The organism is Pandoraea captiosa, assembly GCF_902459775.1.
Classification (GTDB): Bacteria; Pseudomonadota; Gammaproteobacteria; order Burkholderiales; family Burkholderiaceae; genus Pandoraea; species Pandoraea captiosa.
Genome location: NZ_CABPSQ010000001.1, coordinates 812,251 through 837,094 on the forward strand (window position 1 = coordinate 812,251; position 24,844 = coordinate 837,094).

Genomic DNA, 24,844 nt, shown 5'->3' on the forward strand with positions numbered 1-24,844 from the left:
TGATACGGCAACACGTCATGCGGCAATACCTCAATACGGGGCCGTCACTACCACGAACTGCGTGCCCTGCGGTTGATACCAGGTGTTTCCGCAGTGCTGATACACCATGCCGCGGTAGTTCACCGGCACGCAGTCCGGCGGCACCGACCGGACGATCGATCCAACGACGGCGCTCGTCACCGCGACCGTGGCCGTGACTGCGGCAGCGGTTGCCACCGGGTGGTAGTCGTTGTCCCATCCACCGTAATACCCGCCGTGGTTGTCGACGTTGACGTTCACGTTGCGGTTCACGTTGACATTGCGATTCACGTTGACGTTATTCACATTGTTCACGCTGGTATTGCGAACGTTGTTGGTGCGCGCGTCCGGTTGACGATGGCCTGCGTTCGGCGGCGGACGTGTCGCGTTGCGCTGCACGCCACCGCCGCCGCCATGATCGCGGGCATTCGCGCCACCGCCGCCAACGCGACCACCGATGGCCTGCGCTACCGGCACCGAGACAAGCATCATCGACAGGATTGCCGCCAGCGTCCACACCGGCATGCGAGGGGAAAGTCGCTTCGTCATGTCGTCACCCCTTGTTTGCCGGAAGTTGAATGGCTTCGATCTTTTTCGCGCCTTCGGGGGGGCGGAAATCGAACGTCGACGCCTTGAACGATGCGTCGGGGCGCCACGTCAGGATCGACACCGACTGCGGACGCGCCTCGTCATCCGTGCGCGTGACGACGATCTTGCGGGGCAGCGGTTTGCCTGAGCCGGCAATCCATATCTGCCAGTCGATCCCCGCCTGACGGTAGGCGTAGTGGTCGCAAAGATCGTTGCCGATGTAATCCTGTCCTGCGTACATCGCCGATTCGAATTGCTGCGTCTGCGCCTGCGGCGTACCCCAGACGAACAGGTCGGCCAACGGCAGATCCACGCCGTAGCGCGAGCGAAGTTCGTCCACCAGTTGCGACAGCGTGCCCGTATAGGGAACCGTGGCGTAGTACTTCTGCGCCGGGGAATACAGCGTTGCGGCCTTGCCGTTGTAGACGATTTCACGCTCACTGCGTGCGCTCGTCATGACGGCCCGAATGTGATACGGACGATCGATGTCGAGCACCGCACGTGCGTTGTGCTGGAGTTTCTGGCCGTCGCTCAGCACGCGCTCGCCGGTGACGTCGGTGGTGACCTGAAACCGCTTGAGGGACTGCAGATAGGCGCCCATGGTTTGCAATGCCTGCACGGCCTCGGGGTCCACCGCCTGGGCTTGCGGGGCGGTAGGCGGACTCGCGGAAGCGGCGGGCGTCGTCTGCGCCCATCCGTGTGACGCTGCAACCGTGGTGAGCAGCGTCAGGAATGCCATTGCCTGTCTTCTCATGGCTGTGCCTCGGTTCGGGAGATGTGCGTGGCAGTGGGGCGCGCCGGTGCGCGTTGGCGGAGGTTAGCCTTGGGGGCACCGGCATCCTGACGTCAATGTAGTGTGCCCAACTATCGATGCCTAGACGGTTGCCCGAAATTGCCCCGTGGGGCAATGTCGTTGCCCGAAATGCCGATAGCGATGGCAATCGTTTTCTGCTAACAATGTCGGACCCCGAACCTGACCGGCTGACAACGACGTCAAGGATGCGCATCGCCATTCGGAAAATTCGACGCCGTGCCGCGAGCGTGCCTCATGGGCACCCCGGCCAACCCGGATACTCCGGTCACGCCGACCATTCCGGCCTTCCCGGTCATCCGGACCATTCGCGTCGTCGCGGGCGCATTGCCGCCTGGCTCGTCGTCGGCGCTTGCCTTGCCGGCGGGGCATCGTCCGTGCAGGCGCAGCAGGCACCGTTACGTGTCGGCACCAACGTCAGAAGTCATGCCAACAGTGTGCTGGCCGTCATGAGCTACACGACGGTGCCGGACGTGACGACCAGCTCGCTGTCCATCAACAATGGCACGACGGGCGACCCCGGCTTCTGGCAGACGCAACTTGGCGGTGGCTTTACGTTGAGCCGGTCGTTTCCCCTCTACCTCGAAGGCACGCTGGCCTACAGCCGCTACGATCCGACGTTCGTCGCGTCCGATGGCACCGAATCGCGCACGCTTCCCGTGCGCTGGAACACGCTGAGTACGACGCTTGGCGTGGGTTGGGACTTCCGGCTCGGCGACGAACTGGTGCTGCGGCCGATTCTGAACGGCAGTCTCGGGCGTGTCGTCAGCGATCTTCGCGCCGGGCAAACGCTCGTCAACCATGTGGCCGATCTCGATCTCGATTTTCTCAAGAACGGCGCGCTCAACGCCTATGGGGTGGGCGGGTCACTGATGCTCGATTTCGAGCACTACCGGGAAAGCTACGAAATCGATGTCGAACTGCGCGCGACCGACATCCACTTGCGCAGCTTCGGCAGCACGTCCGCAGGCATGCAGGGCAGCGCGAACGCCCAGCAACTGAGCCTGTGGTCGCGCTGGCGTGCGCCGACGGGCTGGCGCGCGCTCGACAGACCGGTACGTTACGTGCTCGAAGCGGCGTACTCGCAGTATTTCGGCGACAGCGCAGGCGTCTTGGGATTCAACAATCTGACATCACTGGGCGTGGGGCTCGAACTCGACAGCAGCAAGTATCCGGTCATCGTGACCCGTACGCGTTTGATGGCACGGTATGTCTTCGGACGCGATGTGCAGGGGGTGTCGTTCGGCTTTGCCATGAGTTTCTAAGGGGTAATGTGGGCGAGTGCCGTGTGCCGCGGCAATAGCAGAAATACCGGTAATGGCGCTATGCGGCGTCGACACACACGTCTGCAATCTGCGCTCTCAACCACCGGTGTGCCGGGTCCACTTCGCGTCGCGCGTGCCAGGCGGCCTGAAATTTGAACGGCGGTATCGGAAATGGCGGGGCGAACTGGCGTAGCTGCGGTTCGTGGCGCAACTGATGCATATGGCGTGAATGCAATAGCGAACGTTGCGCGACGGTCAGCACGAGGTCGGTGCCTCTCACCAATTCCGGTGCAATGCTCCAATGCGGCAATGTGACCGCAACGCGTCGTGTGCGACCCAGCTCGGCGAGCGCACGATCGATTTCGTTGTCGGCGCCGGGCCGCATTGCGACCAGCAAGTGAGGCCGCGCGAGCCAATCCGCCATCGTCAAACCGCCGCGTGCGGGCAAGGTTGCCCGATCGGCCACGCACACGAACGACTCCTCGAAGAGCGTCTGCATCTCCAGCTCGCCCGGGAATTCGGGAAACACGCCCAGCGCGAGATCGATTTCACCATCGAGCAACTGCGTGAGCATCGCTTCACGGCTGGCTTGCGTGGCGGCGAGATCGATGCCCGGCGCGTGCTCGCGAAGTCGGCGAGTCAGCGCGGGCAGGACCACGCGCGACCCGTAATCCGATAACGCAACGCGAAACGTACGCCTTGCCCGCGCCGGGTCGAATGTCGGGGCGTGCAACAACCCCTGCAACTGATCCAGCGCGTCTTCGAGCGGACGCTGCAATTCCAGCGCTCGCGCCGTCAACGCGAGCGCGCCATCTCGACGCACAAGCAGGGGATCGTCGAAGAGCCTGCGAAGCTGTGCCAGCGCGTGACTCACCGCTGGCTGGCTGCGGTGCAGACGCACGGCAGCGCGCGAGACATGACGCTCCGCGAGCAGCGCGTGCAGCGTCAGCAACAGATTCAGATCGATTCGGCGCAAATCATCCATTTGACGAATACTTCGTGTGACAAATTCGAATTTCCATTATTGAAATGGATGGTGGATGCTGGTGGCAAGCGATATTTCCGAATGAGAGGTCACCCCATGAATGCATCCCTAAGTCCCCAAATGCCGGCTTCCGTGCTGTTGCCGTTGTTCATCGCGATGGTCGCCGGCGCGGCCGTACCGTTTCAGGCGGGCAGTAATGCGGCACTCGGGCGAACGCTCGGCCATCCTTTATGGGCGACGGTGGCGTCGTTGCTGGTAAGCCTGATCGTCGTCGTGCCGGTGCTGGTCGGTATGCGCGCCGGGTGGCCGAACCTTGCGGCGGCCGCGCGCGGGCCGTGGTGGCTGTGGATCGGTGGCGTTGCGGGCGTGGCGTACATTACGGCGGCGCTGGTGCTCACGCCGAGATTGGGCGCGGCGAGCTTCATCGTCTGCGTGATCGCCGGACAAGTCGTCGCGTCGCTGATCATCGACCACTTTGGTCTGATGGGCCTGATGGCGAAGCCCGTGAACCTCACGCGTGTGGCGGGCGTGGCGCTTATCGTCGCGGGCATGCTGGTCGTGCAGTGGGGCACCCGGGCGGCGGCCGCGAGCGCCGCAACGACGGGAGCGGTCGGCACCTGAGCGTCCCTTGCCTGGGTGGTGGCACCGTGGATCGGCGACACCTTGTCGGCATTGCGCTCAACGTCGATGTAATGCCGTCGCTGATATACGTAATTTGTGTCGTTTCCGGTGAGTTCGGGGGAGGATGTCCACCGGCGGACAGCCTTGTGTCGCGGGCGTTTGCGGGAGGGCGACCGATTTTGTCGTCGCGACGCTCAAGTTTTCGTCAAAAGCACTCGTTAAGTCTCGTCAGAGGGACCGAGACACCGTGACCCGGGCCGTACGCGGTCGCGGGTCGAGCCGAACGAGCTGTCGCACGAGACGCATCGTTCACCCACCGCATAACGATTACTTATAGCGCGCAAGGCAATGTTCAAGAATCTGAGTATCAGCAAGCGGCTTGCGGCCGCCTTCTCCGTCAATGTGGTCATGCTATTGGTCGTGGCTGTGGTTGCCGTGACCAAGATGGCGACGATGGACGCGAACACCCAACTGATCGTCTCCGATCTGAACAACAAGATTCTCGAGTTTCACAACCTGAAGGACCGCGCGGCGCATGTGGCCGTGCTCATGCGCGACATCGCCATGTCGGAAGATGCCTCGCAGCTAGACGCGCGTCTGTCGAAGATCGACGAACTGCGTCAGGCGAATCTCAAGGGCATCGAGGGCATGGCGACGATGTTCTATACGGAAAAGGGCAAGGCGCTGTACGCCACACTCGTGCAGGCGAGCGCCGAGTACGGCAAACAACTCGACGCCTTCAAACCGCTCGTGCGAAGCGGCAACTACGCGCAGGCTCGGGCCGAACTGCTGGGGCCGCTGCAAAAGGCGCAACTGGCGCTTTTTTCACCGCTCGACGATCTGATGCTGGTGGGCAAGGCGGTGAGCGCCAAGGAGGCGGACGAAGCCAATGCCGCGTATCTGTCTGCGCGCCTTTGGCTGCTCATGGCGCTGCTGGTATCGATCGTCGTGTCGGTTGTGGCCGGCGTGGCGATCGTGCGCTCGGTGACGCGGCCGGTGCGGGCCACGGCCGAGGGCGCCGCAGCGTTGGCGAGCGGCGATCTGACACATCGCGTGCATGTCGATTCGACGGATGAAATCGGCAAGATGGCCAGTGCGCTCGATACCGCCATCGATCAGCTTTCCCATCTCGTTCGCAATATCCAGAGCGCGTCGGGCGCGATCGATACCGCAGCGCGCGAGATTGCGCAGGGCAATACCGATCTGTCTCAGCGCACCGAGGAACAGGCGGCATCGCTGGAGCAGACGGCCGCCTCAATGGAAGAGCTGACGTCGACCGTGCGTCAGAACGTGGAGCATGCGCTCGAAGCCAAGCGACTCTCGCAGGAAGCCACCGGTGTGGCAAACGCGGGTGCGCACAGCGTGCGTGCCGTCGTCGAGACCATGCAGGCAATGGCCAGCGCTTCGGCGCGCATGAGCGAGATGATTTCCGCCATCGAAGGGATCGCATTCCAGACCAACATTCTGGCGCTCAATGCAGCGGTCGAAGCCGCGCGTGCGGGCGAGCAGGGCCGTGGCTTTGCCGTGGTGGCAGGGGAGGTTCGCACGCTGGCGCAACGTTCGGCAGGCACGGCAAAGGATATTCGCGAGCTGATCGCGACATCGGTGCAGCAAGTGCAGGACGGTTCGTCTCGCGTGGAAGTTGCCGGACGCACGATGGATCAGATCGTGCTTTCCGTGCGCCGCGTCAGCGAACTCATCACCGAGATAGCCGCGGCCAGCGATGAGCAGGCGCGCGGTATCGAGCAGGTCAATCAGGCCGTCACGCAGATGGATCAGGTCACGCAGCAGAACGCCGCGCTGGTCGAAGAGGCGGCGGCCGCCGCCGAGCACATGCGTGCACAGGCCGCAGATCTGGTGAGCGAAGCGTCGAAGTTCCGCGTCAATCGCGACGCTATGGGTGGCATCGAGGGCAGGGAGGGTGGCGCACAAGCGCGCACTGCCTCCGGCGCGTCGTTCGCCACGGCGGCGCTGCAGCGGGTGGCGCCGGACGACGCGCCGCTGCGCGCCGTCGCCTGACGCCTGCCCCCCCCGGAGCCGCAGTTAGGCCGCATTTTCGGACGCTTCGGCGTCTGCCGCCTTGGCGACGCCGCCAGCATTTGTCACGCTCGCCCCATGCGACGACGCCGCGTCGAACGCGGCGTCGATCGCTGCCACGGCGTCGACGAGCTGCTGCGTCAGTGCGGGCGATGCGCTCGTCATCGGCGCGCGCAGCACATCTTCCAGCAAGCCTTCACGAGCGAGCCAGGCCTTCAGCGGGCCGGGGTTCGGTTCCGCGAAGAGCAGCTTCACTACCGGCATGACGGCGTGGAACAAGACGCGTGCCACCTCCAGTTGCTGCGATTGCACTGCGCGATAGAGCGCCGCGAAATGGGCCGGTCGGCAGTGCGACGACGCGATGATGGCGCCCTGGCCGCCCATCGCCAGTGTTGGCAGCAGTTGATGATCTTCTCCCGCGAGGACTGAGAGACGCCCGTCGGCGATCAGCGCCTGCGTGGCGTGCGCATTGCCGCCGCAGTCCTTGATGCCGCGAATGTTCGCGTGTCCTGCGAGCGTGAGCAACGTATCGAGCGTGAGCGTCGCGCCCGTTCGGTAGGGAATGTCGTAAAGCACGAGCGGTGCGGCAGAGCGATCCGCCAGTGTCCGAAACCAATCGACCAGACCCGCCTGCGACGGGCGAATGTAATACGGCGCAGGCGCGAGTACGCCCGCCAGCGGCAACGTGTTGAACGTATCCAGACGCGCGAGCGTGTGCCCGAGGTGGTTGCCCGCCAGCCCTGCGATCACGGGCAGGCCATCCGCGTGCGCGAGCACGGTCTCCAGCACAGCGCGCTGTTCGGCATCGTCCAGCGCAGCCGCCTCGCCTGTGGTGCCGCAGATCACGAACCCTGCAATGCCCGAATGACGGTAATGCGCCACGAGCTTTCGCAGGGCGGCATGGTCGACGGGCGCCTGTGTGCCGTTGCGTGTAAACGGCGTGACGAGCGGCAACCAGATGCCGCGAAATGCCGGGGCATTGCCCGACGGTGCCGAACGTGAGGTGTGAGAAGTCGTGTGCGCGAGTGCGTCTTGCATGGTGTCTCCCTGGACGATACGAGTGCGATGAACGTGGGTGACCTGTACGGAAACCGTTCAGCAGGGCGACGCAGAGATCGAGACGCGTGGGAGAGTGCGGGGCAGTCTGGCCGGTATTGCCGGGGTGCTACTAGGGTGTTACTGGTGTGCGCGAGGCACGAGGCGGGACTGCCGGGTCCACGAGGCTATTCCGTCGCTCAACTGACGGAACAGCACGCCCCGGTCAGTTGAGCGACTGTTTTTTGCTTTTGACGAACGCACCCGTCTGTCCCGTGAGGACAGTGCGCAAAGTCTGCGGATGGTGAGTGCGGGGATTCGTCATCAGGCGACTGTAAACGTTGCGCTCGGGTTACGTCAAGCGCGTCGACGCGCAACGTGCGGCAGACCACACCGGGCGAGCCGCGCTGTCCCGAGCGTGTCATGTGGCGGTGGGTGACGGTGCGAGATGGTGCGAGACGGTGTGCGTGACAGTGAGTGACGGTGGGTGACGGTGGGCAAAGGGCGAGAGAGCGTCGTGTCCGGCGCCTGTCCAACGACAGCGCGAACTTGCCAGCATTGGCAAATTCTCCCCGCCGGCCGACCGGGCGATCGAGCAGCGGGACCGACATCGCTGGGCGTGCCAGGTGGCACGTGACTTGCTCATCTTGTGTTTTGGTGCCGATGCGGCTGAACAGACGCCGTTGCTTCTGGGCCGACGGTACCGCTCAACAGGAGAACCATCATGCAACGACGATACGCAACGCGTGATCCTGAACGTACCGAACGGCAATTCCAGGGCGGCGGGCAGCGCGGCCAATACCGTCGCGATTACGACGACGAGGCGATGCAGCGTGACGTCTCGGCATACGCTCAGGAAGACGAATACGGCACGCAGCCGTCGCGCGAGCGTGGGCAATGGCAGGCCGACTGGAGCGAGGCGGGGCGTTCGCGCGACGACGAGGCGGCTTATGCGCCTCATGCGCGCTACGAGCGGTACGGCAGTGGTCGGGATCCGCGTGAGGCCGATGACCGCCCGCAGGGCGGCGGGCAGAACCGGGACGCCTATGGCGCTTATGGGGCCTCCGGCGGCCGCCGTGGCACGCGCGGGATGGGAGATGAGCGGGGGGCACGGGCCGAGCGGGGCGCAAGTGGCCCGGGCGGCGGGCGCGGCTACGGGCAGCGTTACGGCAACGACTACGGTCGCGATTACGAAGATCAATACTTCGGCGATTTTGGCGGGGAATATGGCGGCGCCTATCGTGGTGCTTATGGCGATTATGGCGGTGACTACGCTGGTGACCTCGGACCGGTGTACGGCCGCGATTATGGGCGCGACTACGATCGCGACTATGGAAGTCGGGTAAGCGGCGGCGGGCAGGCGTATGGCTACGGAGGTGGCCGCCAGGCGCAAGGTCAGGACCGCTGGCAGGGACGTCCGGGCACGAGCCCGCGCGGGTACGGGAGCCAGACGACGGACATGCGTCATCGTCAGGGGCCGAAGGGCTACAGCCGCACGGACGAGCGCATTCGCGAGGATGTCTGCGAACGCCTTTGCATGGCGCACGAGCTTGAGGTGCAGGACGTCAGCGTGCAAGTCAGGGACGGGAGAGTCGAGTTGCAAGGCAGCGTGCCGCAGCGCTGGATGAAGCATGCCATCGAGGACGTTGCCGATCAGTGTTTCGGCGTACAGGACGTGGAGAACCGCATCCGCACACAGTCGCCGTACGCCCAGGGCGAGCCTTCACGTGGCGGCACTGGCGTCGGCACGGGATCGTCACCGCACGCATCGCAACCGACCGGCACCGTAGGCACCGCGGGTTCCAACACGGTTTCCAGCGCCGCAGGTTCCACCGGGTCATCGTCGGGGGTATCCGACACGTCGGGCACGTCAGGCAAGCAGGGGGCGTCCGGCGATGGCGGTAAGCACCACTGAGCGCTGAGCCTGGGCGATCGGCGCGGCAACGAACGGACCCTCCCGGCGATGCGCGATGTCGACATTGAAATTCTGTAAGCGACAAGGACTGCGCATAGGAAGTTTCGATGACGTTACGCCGAACGGCATTGCAGATCGCATAGTCGAACGGGCATCCCTGACTTATCCGGCTTTATATCCAATACCAACGCACATTCCGGGAGGGCAATATGCTGACACCAATCGTTTCCGTGCGCCGCATCGGCACGCTGTGCGCGGCATTGCTGGTCGCGCCGTGGACCGTCGCACAAGAGTTACCGAAAGGGGTGCCGGGTCAGGGCGGCGGCACGGATCAGGCAACGATTTCCGCCGGTGAAGACGTGACGCGCGCCGGGGCCAAGGCGGTCCGCACGGCGCAGCCTGCCACGGGGATCGACGTGGAATTCGTGGACAAGGCCCAGAAGGCAGGCAAAGCGGAAGTGCAAGCCAGCCAACTGGCGGTGCAGCGCTCCAACCATCCGTCCGTCAAGCGGTTTGCGCAGCAAATGGTCACCGACCACAGCAAAGCCAATGAAGCACTGCGTCAGTTGGCGGCGAAAAAGGGCGTGAGCGTGCCCAACGATCCCGGGGTGAACCCGGATGTCGAGGCACTCAAAGGCAAGAAGGGCCGCGAGTTCGACGTCGCCTATCTGAGCGTTGCCGGGCCCGACGCGCACGAGCAGGCGGTCACGCTTTTCCAGACCGAGGCAGAGAAGGGGCAGGACCCCGACCTCAAAGCCTTCGCGCAAAAGACGTTGCCGACGCTGCGGCATCATCTGAGCGAAGCGCGTGAAGTGTCCGCCAAGGTCGAGATGGGGAAGTAAGTGCGCGACCCCGGATTGGGACACGTGCCGCCGACCGTATCGGACAAATTGCCGAACAAGCTACCTGAGGGTGGATCCGAGCGCGTGCCGGAGCAGACTTCGACGCTGCTCAGGGAGGGGCGCAATTGCTGGCGGATCGCGCCCGCAGCGCGCATGCGCATGCTCGTGGACGGCGAAGCCTACTTCAGCGCGCTTCGCGAAGCCTTGCGGGCGGCACGTCATACCGTATTCATTCTGGGCTGGGACATCGACAGCCGCATGCAGCTCACGCCCAACGGCCCGGACGACGGTTTCCCGCCCGGTCTGCGCGATTTTCTCGATGCGCTGGTCAGACGTCGCAAGACGCTGCGAATCTACTGCCTGAGTTGGGACTTCGCGATGCTCTACGCGCTGGAGCGCGAGTGGCTGCCGTCGGTCAAGCTCGACTGGAAGACGCACCGACGGCTGTGTTTCCGTCTCGACGGCCGTCACCCGACCGGCGCGTCTCACCATCAGAAGGTCGTGGTCATCGACCAGCGCCTGGCGTTCGTCGGCGGTCTCGATCTCACACGCAACCGCTGGGATACCTCGGCCCACGCCCCCGACGAGCCCGCACGGCGCGATCCCTCGGGCCATGCCTACGCGCCGTTCCACGACGTTCAGGCGCTGGTCGACGGCAAGGCCGCGCAGGCCCTGGCCGAAATGGCCGAGGATCGTTGGCATCGTGCGACAGGTATGCACGTCGATCTGCGCCTGCGCAGCGAGCGCGACGCGCCTTACGCGCCGCTGGACCCCTGGCCCGTCTCGGTCGCCCCGGACATGACGGACATCGATGTGGCCATCTCGCGTACCGCGCCGGCATTCGAAGGGCGCCCGGCGGTGCAGGAAATCGAGGCGCTCTACCTCGACGCGATTGCCAGCGCCCGCCACCGGCTCTATTTCGAAAATCAGTACTTCACCGCCAAGTGCATTGGCGATGCACTGAGCGAGCGCCTGATGTCCGAGGATTGCCCGGACATCGCCGTGGTGTCCCGTCGCGCGGAGTCAGGCTGGTTGCAGGAGCAGAGCATGGGCGTGCTGCGCGCGCGGCTATATCGCCGTTTGCGCGAGGTGGATTCGGGCGAGCGCGCTCAGCGCTCTGGGCATTCTCGGCGTTCTCGGTTTCGTCTTTACTGCCCCGAGGTGCCGGGCGTAGCGCCCGCCTGCGTGAACGTCCACAGCAAGGTGATGGTCGTGGACGATGCCTTGCTCGTCATCGGCTCGGCGAACCTCAACAACCGCTCGATGGCGCTGGACACCGAGTGCAACCTCGCCGTTGCCGCGAACGGCGACGCGCGCATCGCGGCAGGCATCGCCCGCGCCCGCAACCGGTTGCTGGCGGAGCATCTCGGCGTGACCGATGCGGCGGTAGCGTCGGCGTTGTCGCGCGACAAGGGGCTGCATGACGCAATCGACACCCTGCACCGTGACGGCGAGAGAACGCTCACTGCCTTCACACCGGAGCTCAAGGACGCGGACGACGCGGCGTCGCCGGGCGCCGTCGTGCTCGATCCCATGGAGCCGATCGATTTCGAAAACGTGATGGGAACGTTCATCGAGACGGAAGCGCGACCGCTTCTGGCCGGACGCATCATTGCACTCGTGGCGTTGCTGCTCGTTCTGGCAGGAATGGCGCTGGCATGGCGTTACACGCCGCTGCGCGAGTGGGCCGATCTGCCACGCGTCATGCGCGCAGTCGAACGCATTCGGCTGATGCCGCTCGCGCCGTTGATGATCATGGCGGTATATGTCGCGGGCACGCTGGTCATGGTGCCGGTGACGGTGCTCATCGTCGTCACTGTCGTCGTATTCGGACCGTTTGCGGGGGCGGCCTATGCGCTCGCCGGCACATCGCTCGGCGCCATGGCGGGATACGGTGTCGGGCGAGGCCTTGGCCGCGACGCGGTGCAGCGGTTCGGCGGACAACGGCTGAATGCCTTGAGCCGGCAGATCGGCGATCACGGCTTGCTTGCGATGATCGTGTTGCGTCTGATGCCGATTGCGCCGTTCACGTTGGTGAATCTCGTCGTGGGAGCATCGCGCATCCGTCTGCGCGACTGTCTGCTGGGGACGTTGATCGGCATGTTGCCCGGCATTCTGATTGCCGCCGCGCTGGTGGACCGGGTGGCAGCACTCGCGCAGCGTCCGAGCGGACTGACCGCGGCGCTGCTGGGCGCCGTACTCGTGTTGCCGGGCATGGGCGTGGTGGCATTGCGACGACGGATAAGACGCATGGACGACGAAGATTCCTCACGCGATTCGTCCAAGGCGCGGGGAACGGCGGGCGCTGTTCTGCCGCACGAGGAAGTCGTCAGTCGTGAGCTTACGGTGGCCAGCTACAACGTACACGGTTGTGTCGGGACGGACGGCCAGCATTCGCCGGATCGCATTGCGCAGGTGTTGGATGAGATCGACGCCGATATCGTCGCCTTGCAGGAAATCGAAGCGAGCGACGCGGACGTCGGCACCCTTGCCCGAATCGCGACCGCGCGCGATATGCACTTCATCCCGGGGCCCACGCTCAAACGCGGTGACGTCGATTATGGCAACGCGATCATGACGCGTTTTGCGCCGGTGGCGTTGCGCCATATCGACCTGAGCGTACCGGGGCGAGAGCCCCGTGCGGCCATCGACGCAACGCTGGCATGGCAGGACGCCTATGGCCGTGACGTGCAGTTGCGTGTCATTGCGACTCATCTCGGCCTGCGTCCCGGAGAGCGGCGCGAGCAGGTGCAGCGCCTGCTGGAGTGTCTTGCGAATCAACCGGGCGCGGCCACGGTGCTGATGGGAGACGTGAACGAGTGGTGCTTGTGGGGACGTCCGCTGCGCTGGCTGCACCGATTCTTCGAGCGTGCGCCGCATGTGGCCACATTCCCGTCGCGCTGGCCGTTGCTCGCGCTGGACCGGATCTGGACGTCGCCCAGAGCCCACCTCGGCACGGTGCGCGCGCACGCGACGCCGCTGGCGCGACGCGCATCCGACCATTTGCCGCTGGTGTCGGTGCTGCGCACGACGGTGCCGGTACAGCGCGCGTCAGGTGCTGCGGGCAAACCCGTCGGCGCTTCGGCCGACACGCAAGCGGTGGCGGTCGAGCGTTGACTGCGCGGGATCAGGCTTGGGGTATCAAGTATCGGGTATGAGGTGCCGCGGCGTCTGCATCAGTCGGCCGCGGCGCGATCTAGCGCAGCGATGTCGATCTTGCGCATCGTCATCATCGCTTCCATGACGCGGCGGGCCCGGGCGACGTCGGGGTCCGCCATGAGGTCGAGCAACCGCTTTGGCGTGATCTGCCAGGAAAAGCCCCACCGGTCCTTGCACCAGCCGCATGCGGACTCTTTGCCGCCGTTGCCGAGAATCGCGTTCCAATAGCGGTCCGTTTCTTCCTGATCCTTCGTGACCACCATAAAGCTGACGGCTTCGTTCGGCTGAAACTCGGGACCGCCGTTCAGTCCCACGAACGGTTGACCGAGCACCGTGAACTCGACCGTCAACTCCTCGCCGGTTCCCACGCCGGGAATCGGCGAGACGTGGCGGGCCTGAACATGGCTGTCGGGGAAGGTCGCCGCATAGAATTCAGCGGCCTGACGGGCCTCGCCGTTAAACCAGACGCAGGTGACTAGCTTCGTCATGAGGGTCTCCTGGAGTGTGAGTTGCCCGCCGCGGGGGCGAGTGCTCCAGATTACTACACCTGCTGGTTGCGAAAGTCCGGCAGCCGATTTCCGATGTAGAGCGGCGATGCGGCCCGCGAGTACGCCGACGCCAACTGGAAGGCGGAGAGATCGTCCAGCGTATTGGCGACGATCTGCATGCCGATCGGCATGTTGCCGGGACCCAGGCCGGCGGGCACGCTCACGACTGGATAGAGTCCCAACATGTTCCACACCCACGTCAACGCGAACTTCAGGCCGGTGACCTGCTGATCGCCGATCTTCGCCGAGTCGGTCTCGGGTTGCATGCCGTGTTCGGCAGGAATGAGCGGTGTGCCCAACGTTGGCGTGAGTAATGCGCGATAGCCTTTGAGGAACACGGCTTCCTGGACGCGGCGCTGATACTCGTTGAGCAATTCCTCTGTGTGCACGAGCGCTTCCGGCCCGGCTTTGCCCTGCATTTTTTCGAAGACGGCCCGCGTGTAGGGCATGAGTTGCTCCGGGTGCTTCATGGCCTCGGTCATCATGCCGCCCATGCTCGTCGACATCAGACCGGCCATATAGGTGTCGAGGTCGTCGGCGGTGAAGCCGACATCCACGGTCTCGACCGTCACGCCGGCCTGTCGAAGCGCGGCGATGGCCTGCGCCATGGCGCGGGTCACGGCAGGATCGAGCGCCGTCATGTGCGGCATCGGATCGTAGGCGACCTTCCAGCCCGACACGCTTTCGTAGCGTGCCGGATAACGCAGGCGAGGGCGCACCGAACTGTGCACGAGCGGATGCGGGCCCGCCATGGCATCGGTGAGCAGATTCATGTCGTCGAAGGTGCGGGCCATCGGCCCGTCCGTTTCATACGGCACTTCGCTTGTCGGAATTCTGCCAAAGGGTGGCTTGAAACCGTACAGGCCACATTGCGACGATGGGACGCGGATCGATCCGCCCATGTCGGAGCCGAGCGCCAGCGTTGTGAATCCCGCTGCCAGCGCGGCGCCCGAGCCGCCGGACGACCCGCCCGGGGTGTAGGCCAGATTCCACGGATTGCGCGTCACGCCCCACAGCCGGGTGGCGGTCGTCATCCACACGTAGAATTCCGGCACCGTGGTCTGAATGTGGAAAATCGCGCCCGCTGCGCGCAGACGCTCGGCAATCGGGCCGTCGTCCTGTGCGGGGGGCACATCCTTGAGCAAGGTCGAGCCCATGGTCGTACGCCAGCCGTTCACCGCATATTCGTCCTTGACGGCAACCGTGAGTCCTTCGAGCGGGCGGGCATCGCCGCGGCGATACCGGGCCGCCGCCTCATGGGCTGCTGCGCGTGCGTCTTCGTAATGCTTCACCGTGATGCAGTTGACTTTGTCGTTCAGGGTCTCGATACGCCGGATCTGGGCGTCGAGAACGTCGACGGGGGAGAGGTGGCCGCGACGGAACTGAGCGATCAGTTCCGTCGCGCTCAGATAGGACGGATCGGTAGCCGCATGCGCACGAAGTGCTGTGCCGGTGAGCAGCGCCGTGCCTGCGAGGTGTCCGGAAATTCGAAGAAATTCTCGTCGATCGACCATGAATCGTTCTCCTGAATGTCAGGCATTGCGTTGAGCGACAACTATATCCCAACCCGGAGGGGCGATTGACGAATCATTTGATTCGTAATCCAATGAAAAATGCGTAATAAAAAAACCTTCCCGTACTCGGGAAAGTGAGACGAGTCTTTCGCCGTCAACGCACCAGCGACCGAAAATTCACGGAAACCCATGAAAACAGCGCTCGATCCGGTGAAGGCGTCGCACACCGATATCCCCGTGGCGTGCCCGCCACGCGAGCGTTTCGGCGGTTGCGTATTTGAATTTCCCAAGTGACAATCGGCAAAACCCGGCGCCTGGAACAAACGACGCGCAGGGCGGGCAAAAACGACTATCGATCGGGACAAGATGGCTGCCAAAGTGGTGAAGTATTCGCGCGATGGCGTAATTTATTACGAAATTCGGGGTGCTCTGCCTGACGGCACGCGATACGTCGATCGGGTGGGGTTTAGCGAACGTGAGTTGGCATTCCGCCATCTCGTTGCGGCAAGAATCAGGCTGCTGCGACATGAGTATGAGCAGTTGTGCCGTCGCGTTCGGGCGGAGTGCGTCGCAGAGGTCGCCGGGCCGCGCTGCGCAAGACATCTGATTTTCTAAGCGATATTTTCGGCGTATGCCGTACACCCCAACGCGCGCCATGGGCACCGCAATGAGAAGCGATGCGTTGTCATGATGATGAAACATTCACATATTGAGATTGTCTTGGACTGGCCGAGCGCTTGAAGGCCGTTAGAAATCAATGGAATTCGTAACAAAAGAGGTCCTGGCCAGTTGCATGGAGTTGCTGCTGGACGCAGTATTTCTCGTCAATCGGGCCGGCACGCTGGTGTATGTGAGTCCGGCCTGCGAGGCGATTCTCGGGTATTCGTCACAAGAGTTGATGGGCCGCTCGATGATCGATTTCGTGGCGAAGGAAGACCGCGAACGCACCATCGAAGAATCGAAGCTCGTGATGGCCGGGCGTGCACGAATCGGATTCGAGAACCGTTACATTCACAAGGACGGACACTACGTCCACATCATGTGGTCGGCCCGCTGGTCCGAGGAGCACGGCCTGCGTATCGGCGTCGCGCGCGACGTCTCTGCCCGCAAGCGCGCCGAAGCGCTCCAGCGCGCCACTTATTCCATCTCCGAGGCAGCACACGACGCCGCCGACATCCGCTCGCTTTGCAAGGCCGTTCACGATACCTTGGGTTCGCTGTTTCCCATCGATGCCATCGTCGTGACGACGTGCGACGCGCAGGCGATGGCCTGGGACAAGGCATATCAGTATCGCGAGAGCGCCGAAGTGCCATGGGTCGACTGGGCACAGGCAGAACAACTGTCGACGCAAGCCACGGATGCACAGGCGCCGCTCTGGCGCCTGATCGAAGTCGAGCCTGGCGACACCGCGGCGAACGCGCCTGTCGGGGTAAGGGCGGTGCCACTGTCCCTTGACGGCAACGTCGAGGCGGCGCGACATGCGCTTGCCGTGTTGCCGATGCACACGGCGCGCCGTGCGGTGGGCACGCTCATGATCTACGGTCCGGTCAGGGCATTGCAGGCCGAGGCCGCGCAGCGGCTGCTGGCGTTCGTGTGCGATCAGACCGCGCTGGCCATCGAGCGCAAGCAACTGATCGACGACCTCTACAACGCGGCGCGCTTCGATGAGCTCACGGGATTGCCGAATCGCCGCACGTTCGGCGAATACGCGGGCGACGCCGTACGCCGAGCACAGCGCACCAACGGCCGGCTGGCACTACTCTTTGCCGACGTCGACGGCTTCAAGGACGTGAACGACAGTCTGGGGCACGCCGTCGGTGACATCGTGCTCAGGGAAATCGGACGCCGTATGCAGGTCGGTGTCACCGACTGCGGCTTTGCGGCGCGCTACTCCGGCGACGAATTCGTCGCCCTCGTTCATGACGCGGAGATCGTCGATCGGATCGACTTTGCGCTCACGCGTCTTCGCGCGGAAATCGAGCAGGTCATCGCCGTCGACAACGCTCAGGTGGCCGTGCGCGTGAGTTTCGGTGTGGCGGTGTTTCCGGATGACGGCGAATCAATGAATGAGCTCATACGCGTCGCCGATCAACGCATGTACGCCAACAAGGCCGCGCGCAAGTCGGGTGGCGCGAGCTTTCTGGAGCGACTTCTTTAGCGAGGCGGATGCGCGGTCCGTGGCGCTCACCCCAGCGTCTGCGTCGGCCACACCATTTCGATTTCCACCGCAATCGAGCGTGCCAGTCCGTCGAGATCGGGAAATAGCGACGCGTTCGTGACGTTCATCCGGTATAGCCATTTCATGGCGTCGGCGCGCAATGCGACGGGCAGGACGATTTTGCGCAGCAACGGTTCATCGCTTTCATAACCGTCCAGAATCCGGTGCAACGGTCGGTCGATGACGCCGGGCACGACGAACGTCCCCGATTGTGCGATCAGGCGACCATCCATTTCCTCGGGCTCACCGAACCACACCACCTCGTTGTCGTTGCCGAGGAAGTACTTCTCCATGTTGCCCTTGACGCGCGGATCGATCGTATCGCGCGTGAGCCACGGAGCATGCCGCGGGCGTGCGCGATCGTCGTAGAGCGCCGGGGTGTTGAGCGCGAAGATGGCGGAGTCGGACGTGGCGCGCTCCAGGGCGAAGAATGCGGCGACGAAAGGGGACTTCGTGAAGTCGAGCAACCGTGTCGGGGCGCCGTGGTGCTGCATCAGTCCGAGGCAGCGCAGGTCGTCATGCAGCAATTTGGGCCAGGGCACGTGGTTGTGGGCCTTGCGCCGGAAAATGCGGATCGCGCGCGCCTCGCGGCTGCGCCACTGGTCCTTGTCGGACACGTAGGCGTGAAGGTAGCGCGACAGGGAACTCTGGAGATGCCAGCGGGCATCCTGCTGCCCGCGAAAGGCCCACCCTTCGAAGCGAGAGGACAACTCCATGAAATCCTTCCAGCTCTCGACGACGGTGGTGTCCATAGGGGGCGAAATCCTTGATTTTGTGAGGACGCCACGGCGCGGCAATTACGCGATGGCGTCGGCCACTATAGTACGGCGTCCGTGACAGCTCAAGCGCGCCGCGCGGGATTGGGCCGTGGGCCGGGGCGTTCGACAGCCAGGCCGAAGACCGGTCGGAAGACCGGTGCAGACCGACATGACGGCTGGGCACTATCCCTTAGGCGACACAACGAGGAGATGGACGAGCCACGCGCCGACGTACAGACCGACACCGAACACGCTGTGCGTCACCAGGCTGCGCAGTCTCGCCTGTGTCGGGTTTGGCGTTCTTGACGCGGCAATGCCTGCCCCGAGGGCGGGCTGCATGACGAAGAACGGCATCACGACGGTGACGACACCGAACGCAAGCGCTGGCAAAAGTGTCGGCGATGCCAGCCACGTCGGACCGGCGAGTCCGACCAGACCGGCGGCGAAGGCGACACCAATCGCGTAGTGGGCGAACCACCCAAGCGCGCGTTCGCCGCGCACCGGGGCTGCCCGCCCGATGCCGGCGTGAGCGAAACGCCCGGCAGGCATATGCCCGAGCCAGCGTCCGACCATGGCGAAGTCGAGCGGCACGATGCCGAAGACACGGCGCAGCAGCAGGCTCCAGACGTCCATCGCAAGGGTGGCCAATACGCCGATAGCCAGAATCTGTGCCGCAAGACCGAGCGTTCCCATTTCCCTCTCCTGAATCTTCAAAGGCTTCCATGTGCTGAACGGTCTGCCCGTTCCGAACATGCTCTAAAGGGTCACGACGTGACGCCATGACCGCGATTGGGGCACTATACGAATTCAAGTCAACTTGAGGTCAAGTGGGGGCGATATGGCATTGGACATTGGCGAAGTCGTGGCACGGGCTGGCGTGCCGCCGTCCACGCTGCGGTATTACGAGGAAAAGGGATTGATCGCCGCGACCGGCCGACGGGGGCTGCGTCGACAGTACGACGACTCGGTGTTGCAGACGTTGTCGCTGATCGCGCTGGGACGAACCGCCGGCTTCTCGCTCGACGACATTGCGGGCATGCTGCTTCCGCGCGGCAAGGCGAACATCGATCGAGCGCGTCTGGCAGCGAGAGCCGACGACATCGACAAGACAATCCGACAACTCAGCGCGCTACGCGACGGCCTTCGTCACGCAGCGGTGTGTCCCGCACCGGAACACCTGGCGTGCCCGCAGTTTCAGCGACTGATGCGGCTCGCGAGTGCGAAGCAGGCCAGGGTGTCGGTGCGTGATACGCCGCCGCCGCGTGTCGGTACGGACAAGTCGAAGCGGCGCGCGGCGGCCTAGCGCGGCGCTTCAGGCGCTTCAGGCGCTTCAGGCTGCGCGAGCCGGGAAGAGGCGGGCCGTGAGGCTGGAAAGCGCTTCATCGGTCGTGAGGTCGGACGTGTCGAGCGTCATATCGGCCAGACGGTAGAGGGACTCGCGAGCGTCGAGCATCCGGTGAATGTGTTCGAGCGCTTCGCCGCGCAATGCTTCGGTGGCAATGCGCGCGTCGTTCTGCTGCATGACGCGCTGAAAGTGGACGTCGGGCCGGGCCCGTAGCCACACGGTGCGAAACGCGCGAAGCACCCGTTCGTAAGTCGGTGCTTCCGACACGATGCCCCCGCCCGTGGCCAGCACGACATGCTCATGCTCGGCGATGATCTGCTCGATGCACTGACGTTCGATGCGGCGCATAGCCGCCTGTCCGTAGAGCGTAATGACTTCGCCGATGGCGATGCCGGCTTCGCGCTCGACTTCCTTGTCCAGTTCGATGAACGGTGCACCCATGGCTTGCGCCAGTCGGGGGCCGAGCGTCGATTTTCCCGCGCCGCGAAGCCCGATGAGGGCAATGCGCTGCCCGGTGTGGCGGTCCTGCGCGGCACTGGGCGCCACGATCTGGCGACGCAGGCGGGAAAGCACTTCGGCGGGCTGCTGCCGCAGGTACTCGATCAGGATGAGCAGGTCGCCGTCGTACGCCGGGCGCTCGGCCACCAGTGTTTCGACGCCCACGTTCAGGGCTTCGGCCAGTTTGTGCAGCACGGCAAGCGATACGTTGCCGGTACCTGCTTCCACGCGTGCGAGATAGGGCAGTGAAACGCCCGACTGCGCGGCCAGCTGCTTGCGTGTCATGCCACGCTGCGCACGCAACGTTCGGACCTGACGCGCCAGCGACGCCAGACGCGACGATACTCGGACGTGATCGATCCGGTCGGCGGTCCGATCATCGGTCTGGTCGGTGGGGTCGTCCAGATCGGCAGGGATGTCGGCGGGCGGCTGCGTCATGAGTCAGCGAATTCGTCGGGGTGAGCGGTAAATATACTATGAGATATCACCTCGTCACCTCGCTTGCATAGTTAATCCCGCTCTTTACGTCTTTAACATGCACTAAAGTGCATTTCATAAAAATCATCCCTGTTAACCCTGAACTGCATTGCACAATTCACGCAACGCGAAAAATATCTTATAAGATACTTTTCACGATTTAGAGCCAATGCAGATCATGACCTATCCCCACTTGCGCGTACGCGTCGAAGACGCCATCGCTTTCGTGACCCTCGATCGCGCCGAGAAGCGCAACGCGCTGTGCGATGCGGCCATCGACTCGCTCGAAGCGGTCTTCCGTGGTTTCGACGATAGCGTGCGCGCGGTTGTCCTGAGCGGCGCCGGCGAGCACTTCTGCGCGGGCCTCGATCTCGCGGAGAACAGCACGCGCGATCCGGTCGACGTGCTGCGTGTCTCCCAGCGCTGGCACAAGGTCTTCCATGACATTCAGTTTGGCGGGCGGCCTGTCGTTGCCGTGTTGCAGGGCGCTGTCATCGGTGGCGGCCTTGAGCTGGCGCTGGCGGCGCATGTGCGGGTGATCGAGCGCAACGCCTTCTTCCAGTTGCCCGAGGGCAAACGCGGCATCTTCGTCGGGGGCGGTGCTTCGGTGCGCGTGGCGCGCATTCTCGGCCCGGATCGTATGACCGAGATGATGCTCACAGGACGTCGTTACGACGCCACCGATGGCGAGCGTCTTGGCCTGGGCCACTACCTGAGCGATGTCGGCGAGGGGCTGGCGCTCGCGACACAGTTGGCGCGCGAGACGGCAGCGAACAGTCCGCTCTCGAACTGGGCCACGATCCACGCGCTGTCCCGCATTCACGATATGTCGATGGCCGATGGCTTGTTTACCGAATCGGTGACGAGCGCATTGATGCTCGCCACGCCGGAAGCGCGCGAGCGCATGGAGAGCTTTCTCGGTCGAGCGACGCGCTAAGCGCCTGGACACCACGCGTACGGGCATCTTCAGGCATCTTCCCCGGAGACGAATGTGAAATACGACAACATCGAGCAGGTCGCAGTCATCGGCACCGGTGTCATCGGTGCGAGCTGGGCCGCATACTTCCTCGCACGTGGCCTGCGTGTGCGCGCATGGGACCCGGCGCCGGGCGCGCGCGAGCGCCTGCGTGACGCCGTCGACGCACACTGGCCGACACTGGTGCGCATTGGCCTCACGCCTGGTGCGACACGCGAGTCGCTGACGTTCCACGACACCCTTGACGCCGCGCTCGAAGGCGCCGACTTCGTGCAGGAGAACGGTCCCGAGCGGGAGGATCTGAAGCAGGACCTGTTCCGCAAGATGGATGCCGCGCTCGTGCCGTCCGTGGTCATCGCGTCGAGTTCGTCGGGGCTGCTCATGAGCCGGGTGCAGTCCGTGTGCGCGCATCCGGCACGCGTGGTGCTGGGCCATCCGTTCAATCCGCCGCATCTGATACCGCTGGTCGAAGTCATCGGCGGGGAGCAAACGTCGCAAGCCGCGATCGACACGGCAATGCAGTTCTACCGTGCCATCGGCAAGCGCGCCATTCACGTCAGGAAGGAAGTGAAGGGTCATATCGCGAACCGACTGCAAGCGGCGTTGTGGCGTGAGGCGATACACCTCGTCGACGCGGGCGTGGCCAGCGTCGAAGACATCGACGACGCCATCGCCTATGGACCCGGCCTGCGCTGGGCGGCGCTCGGCCCGTTCCTCAATCTGCATTTGTCCGGTGGCGCGGGCGGCATTGCGCATCTGCTCGAACATCTCGGCCCGCCCATCGAGTCGTGGTGGGCCGATCTTGGCGAGCCGGTGCTGACCGACGAACTCAAGGCGCGGATCACGGCCGGCGTCGAAGCGGAACTGGCCGGGCGTGGCAACGCACGCCTCGAAGCCCAGCGCGACGCCGTCATTCTCGGGATCCTCGCGAGCAAGTCGTAGCGGTCCCGATGTGGCTGACCCGCCGCAGATCGATCAGCCAGCCACCTGGCGGCGACCCAATACAACACCACCGATTAATAGAAGGAGACACGCATGAGCAAGCCCAAAGTCATCGTCACCATCGCGCCGACCGGCGGCATGGCCCATAAGTCGCAGAATCCGCACTTGCCCACGCAGCCCGACGAGATTGCGCGCGACGTCTACGACTGCTACAACGCCGGCGCCAGCGTGGTGGCGATTCATGCGCGCCGTCCGGGCGACGACGGCGCCACGTGCGACCCGGCGATCTACCGCGACATCAATCGCCGCATTCGCGACAAGTGCGACATCGTCATCAACAACTCGACCGGCGGCGGCGTGCATGGCGACATGATCGGGCAGACGGCCGAGAACGGTTACTGGGAAATCCTCTGGGAGGAGCGCATCAAGGGCATGGACGCGGGCGCCGAAATGTGCACGCTCGACGCTACTACGATCATCGCGAGCTTCGGGGGCAAGGAACTGCTCATGCACACCTCGCCGGAGCGGTGCAAGCAACTGGCCGTCGAGATGAAAAAGCGCGGCATCAAGCCGGAGTGGGAAGTCTTCAGTCCGACGCACATCGTGCAGGATCTCGCCACGCTCACGGCCGCCGGTTTCGACGACGAGCCGTTTTTCGTCAACCTGGTGCTCGGCGTGCATCGCGGCTTTCAGAACGCCATGCCGTACACGCCGCGCGTGTTGCAGCAAATGGTCGACATGTTGCCCAAGGGCAGCATCTTCTGCGTGTCGGGCATCGGTCCGGCGCAACTGCCGTCCGCCATGAATTCTCTGCTGCTCGGCGGTCACGTGCGCACCGGCCTGGAAGACAACCTGTACTACGAACACGGCGTGCTCGCGACCAACCAGCAACTGACCGAGCGCATCGTGCGCATGGTGCGCGACATGGGGTATGAGCCGGCCACGCCAGCCGAGGCGCGCGACATCATGGGCCTGCCGCGCAATCGCGAAGTGCTGCCGGAGTTTGCCGTGCGTTGATTCAACGGTGGGCGTCGCACGCGGTCCGGCCTCAAGAACGAGAATATTCCAGGAGACATGTCACATGGCGGCAAACCGGTTCACACGCAACTTCGCTTCCCTGCACGCTGGCTTGCGCGCGCGCTCGCGCGCATTCTCGCTTTCGGTGCTTTCCCTGTGCGTCGCGGCGTTGTGCGCGACCCCACAGGCGAGCGCACAACCCGCGGGCGTCACCGTCGGCGTTACGCTATCGAGCACCGGCCCCGGTGCATCGCTGGGCATTCCGGAGAAGCAGGCCATCGGCATGCTGCCGCAGACCCTCGGCGGATTGCCCGCGCGCTACATCGTGCTCGACGATGCCACCGACCCGACCACCGCGACGAAAAACGCACGGCGTCTGGCAACGGAGGACAAGGTCGACGCCATCATCGGCTCGTCCACCACGCCCGCCTGTCTGGCCGTCGCCGCCGTGGCGGCCGACACACGCACCCCGCAACTCGGACTGTGTCCGTTCGTGCCCAGCGCAGCGCAGATGCGTTACGTCTTCTCGCTGCCGCAATCGGTCGCGGTCATGGCCGACGCCGTGCTCGACGACATGAAGGCCCACAAGGTGAAGACGCTCGGCTTTATCGGCTTTAGCGACTCGTATGGCGAAGCGTGGCTCAAGGATATTCAGGCGCGCGCAACGGCCCGTCAGATTCAGGTCGCACCGGTCGAGCGATACGCCCGCAACGATCAGTCCGTCACGGCGCAGGTGCTCAAGGTGATGTCGTCGAACGTGGACGCCGTCATCATCGCCGCGAGCGGCACGCCGGGCGCGCTGCCGATGAGCACACTGCGCGAGCGCGGCTACCGGGGGCGCATCTATCAGACGCACGGCGTAGCCAATAACGACTTTCTGCGCGTCGCCGGCAAAAGCGCCGAAGGCGTGATCCTGCCGGTGGGCAATATCCTCGTGGCCGAACAGCTGCCCGCGACTCACGCGGGCAAGGCCGTGGCAACGGATTTCGTCAAACGCTACGAAGCCCAGTACGGCGCCGGCTCGCGCAATCTGTTCGCGGGCTACGCCTACGACGCCTATCTGGTGCTCGACCGTGCCGTGTCAGTGGCGGCCAGACAGGCGCAGCCGGGCACGCAGGCATTTCGCGACGCGCTCGTCACCGCCATCGAACAAACCCGCGGCCTTGCGGCGACGCACGGCATGATCAACGTCAACGCACAGGACCATTCGGCTTATGGCGAAGACGGTCGCGTGCTCGTTACCGTGAAGGGCGGCAAGTGGACGATCGAGTGAAC

Annotated in this window: 21 protein-coding genes; 12 read left to right on the top strand and 9 right to left on the bottom strand. The window is 64.2% G+C overall.

Annotated elements, in window-relative coordinates:
- Window positions 1–30: 30 nt before the first annotated feature.
- The gene (locus PCA31118_RS03455; protein ID WP_217431235.1) at window positions 31–567 is read right to left on the bottom strand and encodes a hypothetical protein; all 537 of its coding nucleotides are present in this window, start codon (window positions 565–567) and stop codon (window positions 31–33) included.
- A 4-nt stretch (window positions 568–571) separates the two neighbouring features.
- On the bottom strand, window positions 572–1,345 hold the full coding sequence (locus PCA31118_RS03460) for a DUF2092 domain-containing protein (protein ID WP_150622953.1): 774 nt from the start codon (window positions 1,343–1,345) through the stop codon (window positions 572–574).
- A gap of 260 nt (window positions 1,346–1,605) precedes the next feature.
- On the opposite strand from PCA31118_RS03460, the gene PCA31118_RS03465 reads away from it, so the two are divergent.
- A complete protein-coding gene (locus PCA31118_RS03465) occupies window positions 1,606–2,682 on the top strand; it encodes a hypothetical protein (RefSeq protein ID WP_246190029.1) in 1,077 nt (358 codons plus the stop codon).
- A 58-nt stretch (window positions 2,683–2,740) separates the two neighbouring features.
- Here PCA31118_RS03465 and PCA31118_RS03470 read toward each other — a convergent pair whose 3' ends face one another.
- Entirely contained in the window at window positions 2,741–3,667 is a 927-nt protein-coding gene (locus tag PCA31118_RS03470; protein ID WP_150622955.1) for a LysR family transcriptional regulator, read from the bottom strand.
- Window positions 3,668–3,763: 96 nt separating this feature from the next.
- Here PCA31118_RS03470 and PCA31118_RS03475 point away from each other — a divergent pair, with 96 nt between their 5' ends.
- Window positions 3,764–4,288: a DMT family transporter gene (locus PCA31118_RS03475; protein ID WP_217431236.1), complete on the top strand. Its 525-nt coding sequence runs from the start codon at window positions 3,764–3,766 to the stop codon at window positions 4,286–4,288.
- Window positions 4,289–4,636: 348 nt separating this feature from the next.
- Window positions 4,637–6,307 (top strand): methyl-accepting chemotaxis protein, encoded by a 1,671-nt coding sequence (locus PCA31118_RS27480; protein WP_150622957.1) that lies wholly within the window; start codon window positions 4,637–4,639, stop codon window positions 6,305–6,307.
- A gap of 24 nt (window positions 6,308–6,331) precedes the next feature.
- Here the strand turns inward: PCA31118_RS27480 and dapA are convergent, their stop codons facing one another.
- Window positions 6,332–7,363, bottom strand: a complete 1,032-nt coding sequence (gene dapA / locus PCA31118_RS03485; RefSeq protein ID WP_150622959.1) for a 4-hydroxy-tetrahydrodipicolinate synthase — start codon at window positions 7,361–7,363, stop codon at window positions 6,332–6,334.
- 721 nt (window positions 7,364–8,084) lie between these two features.
- Here dapA and PCA31118_RS03490 point away from each other — a divergent pair.
- From PCA31118_RS03490 to PCA31118_RS03500, 3 genes are all read left to right on the top strand, one after another.
- On the top strand, window positions 8,085–9,275 hold the full coding sequence (locus tag PCA31118_RS03490) for a BON domain-containing protein (protein ID WP_246190030.1): 1,191 nt from the start codon (window positions 8,085–8,087) through the stop codon (window positions 9,273–9,275).
- Window positions 9,276–9,484: 209 nt separating this feature from the next.
- Window positions 9,485–10,117 (top strand): DUF4142 domain-containing protein, encoded by a 633-nt coding sequence (locus tag PCA31118_RS03495; protein ID WP_150622961.1) that lies wholly within the window; start codon window positions 9,485–9,487, stop codon window positions 10,115–10,117.
- Window positions 10,118–10,141: 24 nt separating this feature from the next.
- Window positions 10,142–13,234 (top strand): VTT domain-containing protein, encoded by a 3,093-nt coding sequence (locus PCA31118_RS03500; protein ID WP_246190031.1) that lies wholly within the window; start codon window positions 10,142–10,144, stop codon window positions 13,232–13,234.
- A gap of 59 nt (window positions 13,235–13,293) precedes the next feature.
- Here PCA31118_RS03500 and PCA31118_RS03505 read toward each other — a convergent pair whose 3' ends face one another.
- Both PCA31118_RS03505 and PCA31118_RS03510 read right to left on the bottom strand, forming a co-directional pair.
- Entirely contained in the window at window positions 13,294–13,764 is a 471-nt protein-coding gene (locus PCA31118_RS03505) for a VOC family protein (RefSeq protein WP_150622963.1), read from the bottom strand.
- Between the two features lie 53 nt (window positions 13,765–13,817).
- The gene (locus PCA31118_RS03510) at window positions 13,818–15,338 is read right to left on the bottom strand and encodes an amidase (RefSeq protein WP_150622965.1); all 1,521 of its coding nucleotides are present in this window, start codon (window positions 15,336–15,338) and stop codon (window positions 13,818–13,820) included.
- 757 nt (window positions 15,339–16,095) lie between these two features.
- On the opposite strand from PCA31118_RS03510, the gene PCA31118_RS03515 reads away from it, so the two are divergent.
- A complete protein-coding gene (locus PCA31118_RS03515) occupies window positions 16,096–17,496 on the top strand; it encodes a sensor domain-containing diguanylate cyclase (protein WP_150622967.1) in 1,401 nt (466 codons plus the stop codon).
- A 26-nt stretch (window positions 17,497–17,522) separates the two neighbouring features.
- Here PCA31118_RS03515 and PCA31118_RS03520 read toward each other — a convergent pair whose 3' ends face one another.
- Complete coding sequence (locus PCA31118_RS03520) at window positions 17,523–18,308, bottom strand: FRG domain-containing protein (protein ID WP_047904856.1); 786 nt, start codon at window positions 18,306–18,308, stop codon at window positions 17,523–17,525.
- 189 nt (window positions 18,309–18,497) lie between these two features.
- Window positions 18,498–19,007 carry a DUF2938 domain-containing protein gene (locus tag PCA31118_RS03525; RefSeq protein ID WP_150622969.1) on the bottom strand — a complete coding sequence of 170 codons (510 nt, stop codon included), beginning with the start codon at window positions 19,005–19,007 and terminating at the stop codon, window positions 18,498–18,500.
- 145 nt (window positions 19,008–19,152) lie between these two features.
- Between PCA31118_RS03525 and PCA31118_RS03530 the strand changes: the two genes are divergently transcribed.
- Window positions 19,153–19,617: a helix-turn-helix domain-containing protein gene (locus PCA31118_RS03530; RefSeq protein ID WP_150622971.1), complete on the top strand. Its 465-nt coding sequence runs from the start codon at window positions 19,153–19,155 to the stop codon at window positions 19,615–19,617.
- 27 nt (window positions 19,618–19,644) lie between these two features.
- Here the strand turns inward: PCA31118_RS03530 and PCA31118_RS03535 are convergent, their stop codons facing one another.
- Window positions 19,645–20,595 carry a helix-turn-helix transcriptional regulator gene (locus PCA31118_RS03535; RefSeq protein ID WP_150622972.1) on the bottom strand — a complete coding sequence of 317 codons (951 nt, stop codon included), beginning with the start codon at window positions 20,593–20,595 and terminating at the stop codon, window positions 19,645–19,647.
- Window positions 20,596–20,803: 208 nt separating this feature from the next.
- On the opposite strand from PCA31118_RS03535, the gene PCA31118_RS03540 reads away from it, so the two are divergent.
- From PCA31118_RS03540 to PCA31118_RS03555, 4 genes are all read left to right on the top strand, one after another.
- Window positions 20,804–21,571, top strand: coding sequence for a crotonase/enoyl-CoA hydratase family protein (locus PCA31118_RS03540; RefSeq protein WP_246190032.1), 768 nt, complete (start codon window positions 20,804–20,806; stop codon window positions 21,569–21,571).
- 54 nt (window positions 21,572–21,625) lie between these two features.
- Window positions 21,626–22,552, top strand: coding sequence for a 3-hydroxyacyl-CoA dehydrogenase NAD-binding domain-containing protein (locus tag PCA31118_RS03545; protein WP_150622973.1), 927 nt, complete (start codon window positions 21,626–21,628; stop codon window positions 22,550–22,552).
- A gap of 93 nt (window positions 22,553–22,645) precedes the next feature.
- On the top strand, window positions 22,646–23,569 hold the full coding sequence (locus PCA31118_RS03550; RefSeq protein ID WP_150622974.1) for a beta-keto acid cleavage family enzyme: 924 nt from the start codon (window positions 22,646–22,648) through the stop codon (window positions 23,567–23,569).
- A 64-nt stretch (window positions 23,570–23,633) separates the two neighbouring features.
- On the top strand, window positions 23,634–24,842 hold the full coding sequence (locus PCA31118_RS03555) for an ABC transporter substrate-binding protein (RefSeq protein WP_150622975.1): 1,209 nt from the start codon (window positions 23,634–23,636) through the stop codon (window positions 24,840–24,842).
- The last annotated feature ends 2 nt before the right edge of the window (window positions 24,843–24,844 follow it).

Coding starts and splice junctions, on each gene's coding strand:
- PCA31118_RS03455 (WP_217431235.1), bottom strand. CDS start 567: ATGACGAAGCGACTTTCCCCTCGCATGCCGGTGTGGACGCTGGCGGCA.
- PCA31118_RS03460 (WP_150622953.1), bottom strand. CDS start 1,345: ATGGCATTCCTGACGCTGCTCACCACGGTTGCAGCGTCACACGGATGG.
- PCA31118_RS03465 (WP_246190029.1), top strand. CDS start 1,606: ATGCGCATCGCCATTCGGAAAATTCGACGCCGTGCCGCGAGCGTGCCT.
- PCA31118_RS03470 (WP_150622955.1), bottom strand. CDS start 3,667: ATGGATGATTTGCGCCGAATCGATCTGAATCTGTTGCTGACGCTGCAC.
- PCA31118_RS03475 (WP_217431236.1), top strand. CDS start 3,764: ATGAATGCATCCCTAAGTCCCCAAATGCCGGCTTCCGTGCTGTTGCCG.
- PCA31118_RS27480 (WP_150622957.1), top strand. CDS start 4,637: ATGTTCAAGAATCTGAGTATCAGCAAGCGGCTTGCGGCCGCCTTCTCC.
- dapA (WP_150622959.1), bottom strand. CDS start 7,363: ATGCAAGACGCACTCGCGCACACGACTTCTCACACCTCACGTTCGGCA.
- PCA31118_RS03490 (WP_246190030.1), top strand. CDS start 8,085: ATGCAACGACGATACGCAACGCGTGATCCTGAACGTACCGAACGGCAA.
- PCA31118_RS03495 (WP_150622961.1), top strand. CDS start 9,485: ATGCTGACACCAATCGTTTCCGTGCGCCGCATCGGCACGCTGTGCGCG.
- PCA31118_RS03505 (WP_150622963.1), bottom strand. CDS start 13,764: ATGACGAAGCTAGTCACCTGCGTCTGGTTTAACGGCGAGGCCCGTCAG.
- PCA31118_RS03510 (WP_150622965.1), bottom strand. CDS start 15,338: ATGGTCGATCGACGAGAATTTCTTCGAATTTCCGGACACCTCGCAGGC.
- PCA31118_RS03515 (WP_150622967.1), top strand. CDS start 16,096: ATGGAATTCGTAACAAAAGAGGTCCTGGCCAGTTGCATGGAGTTGCTG.
- PCA31118_RS03520 (WP_047904856.1), bottom strand. CDS start 18,308: ATGGACACCACCGTCGTCGAGAGCTGGAAGGATTTCATGGAGTTGTCC.
- PCA31118_RS03525 (WP_150622969.1), bottom strand. CDS start 19,007: ATGGGAACGCTCGGTCTTGCGGCACAGATTCTGGCTATCGGCGTATTG.
- PCA31118_RS03530 (WP_150622971.1), top strand. CDS start 19,153: ATGGCATTGGACATTGGCGAAGTCGTGGCACGGGCTGGCGTGCCGCCG.
- PCA31118_RS03535 (WP_150622972.1), bottom strand. CDS start 20,595: ATGACGCAGCCGCCCGCCGACATCCCTGCCGATCTGGACGACCCCACC.
- PCA31118_RS03540 (WP_246190032.1), top strand. CDS start 20,804: ATGCAGATCATGACCTATCCCCACTTGCGCGTACGCGTCGAAGACGCC.
- PCA31118_RS03550 (WP_150622974.1), top strand. CDS start 22,646: ATGAGCAAGCCCAAAGTCATCGTCACCATCGCGCCGACCGGCGGCATG.
- PCA31118_RS03555 (WP_150622975.1), top strand. CDS start 23,634: ATGGCGGCAAACCGGTTCACACGCAACTTCGCTTCCCTGCACGCTGGC.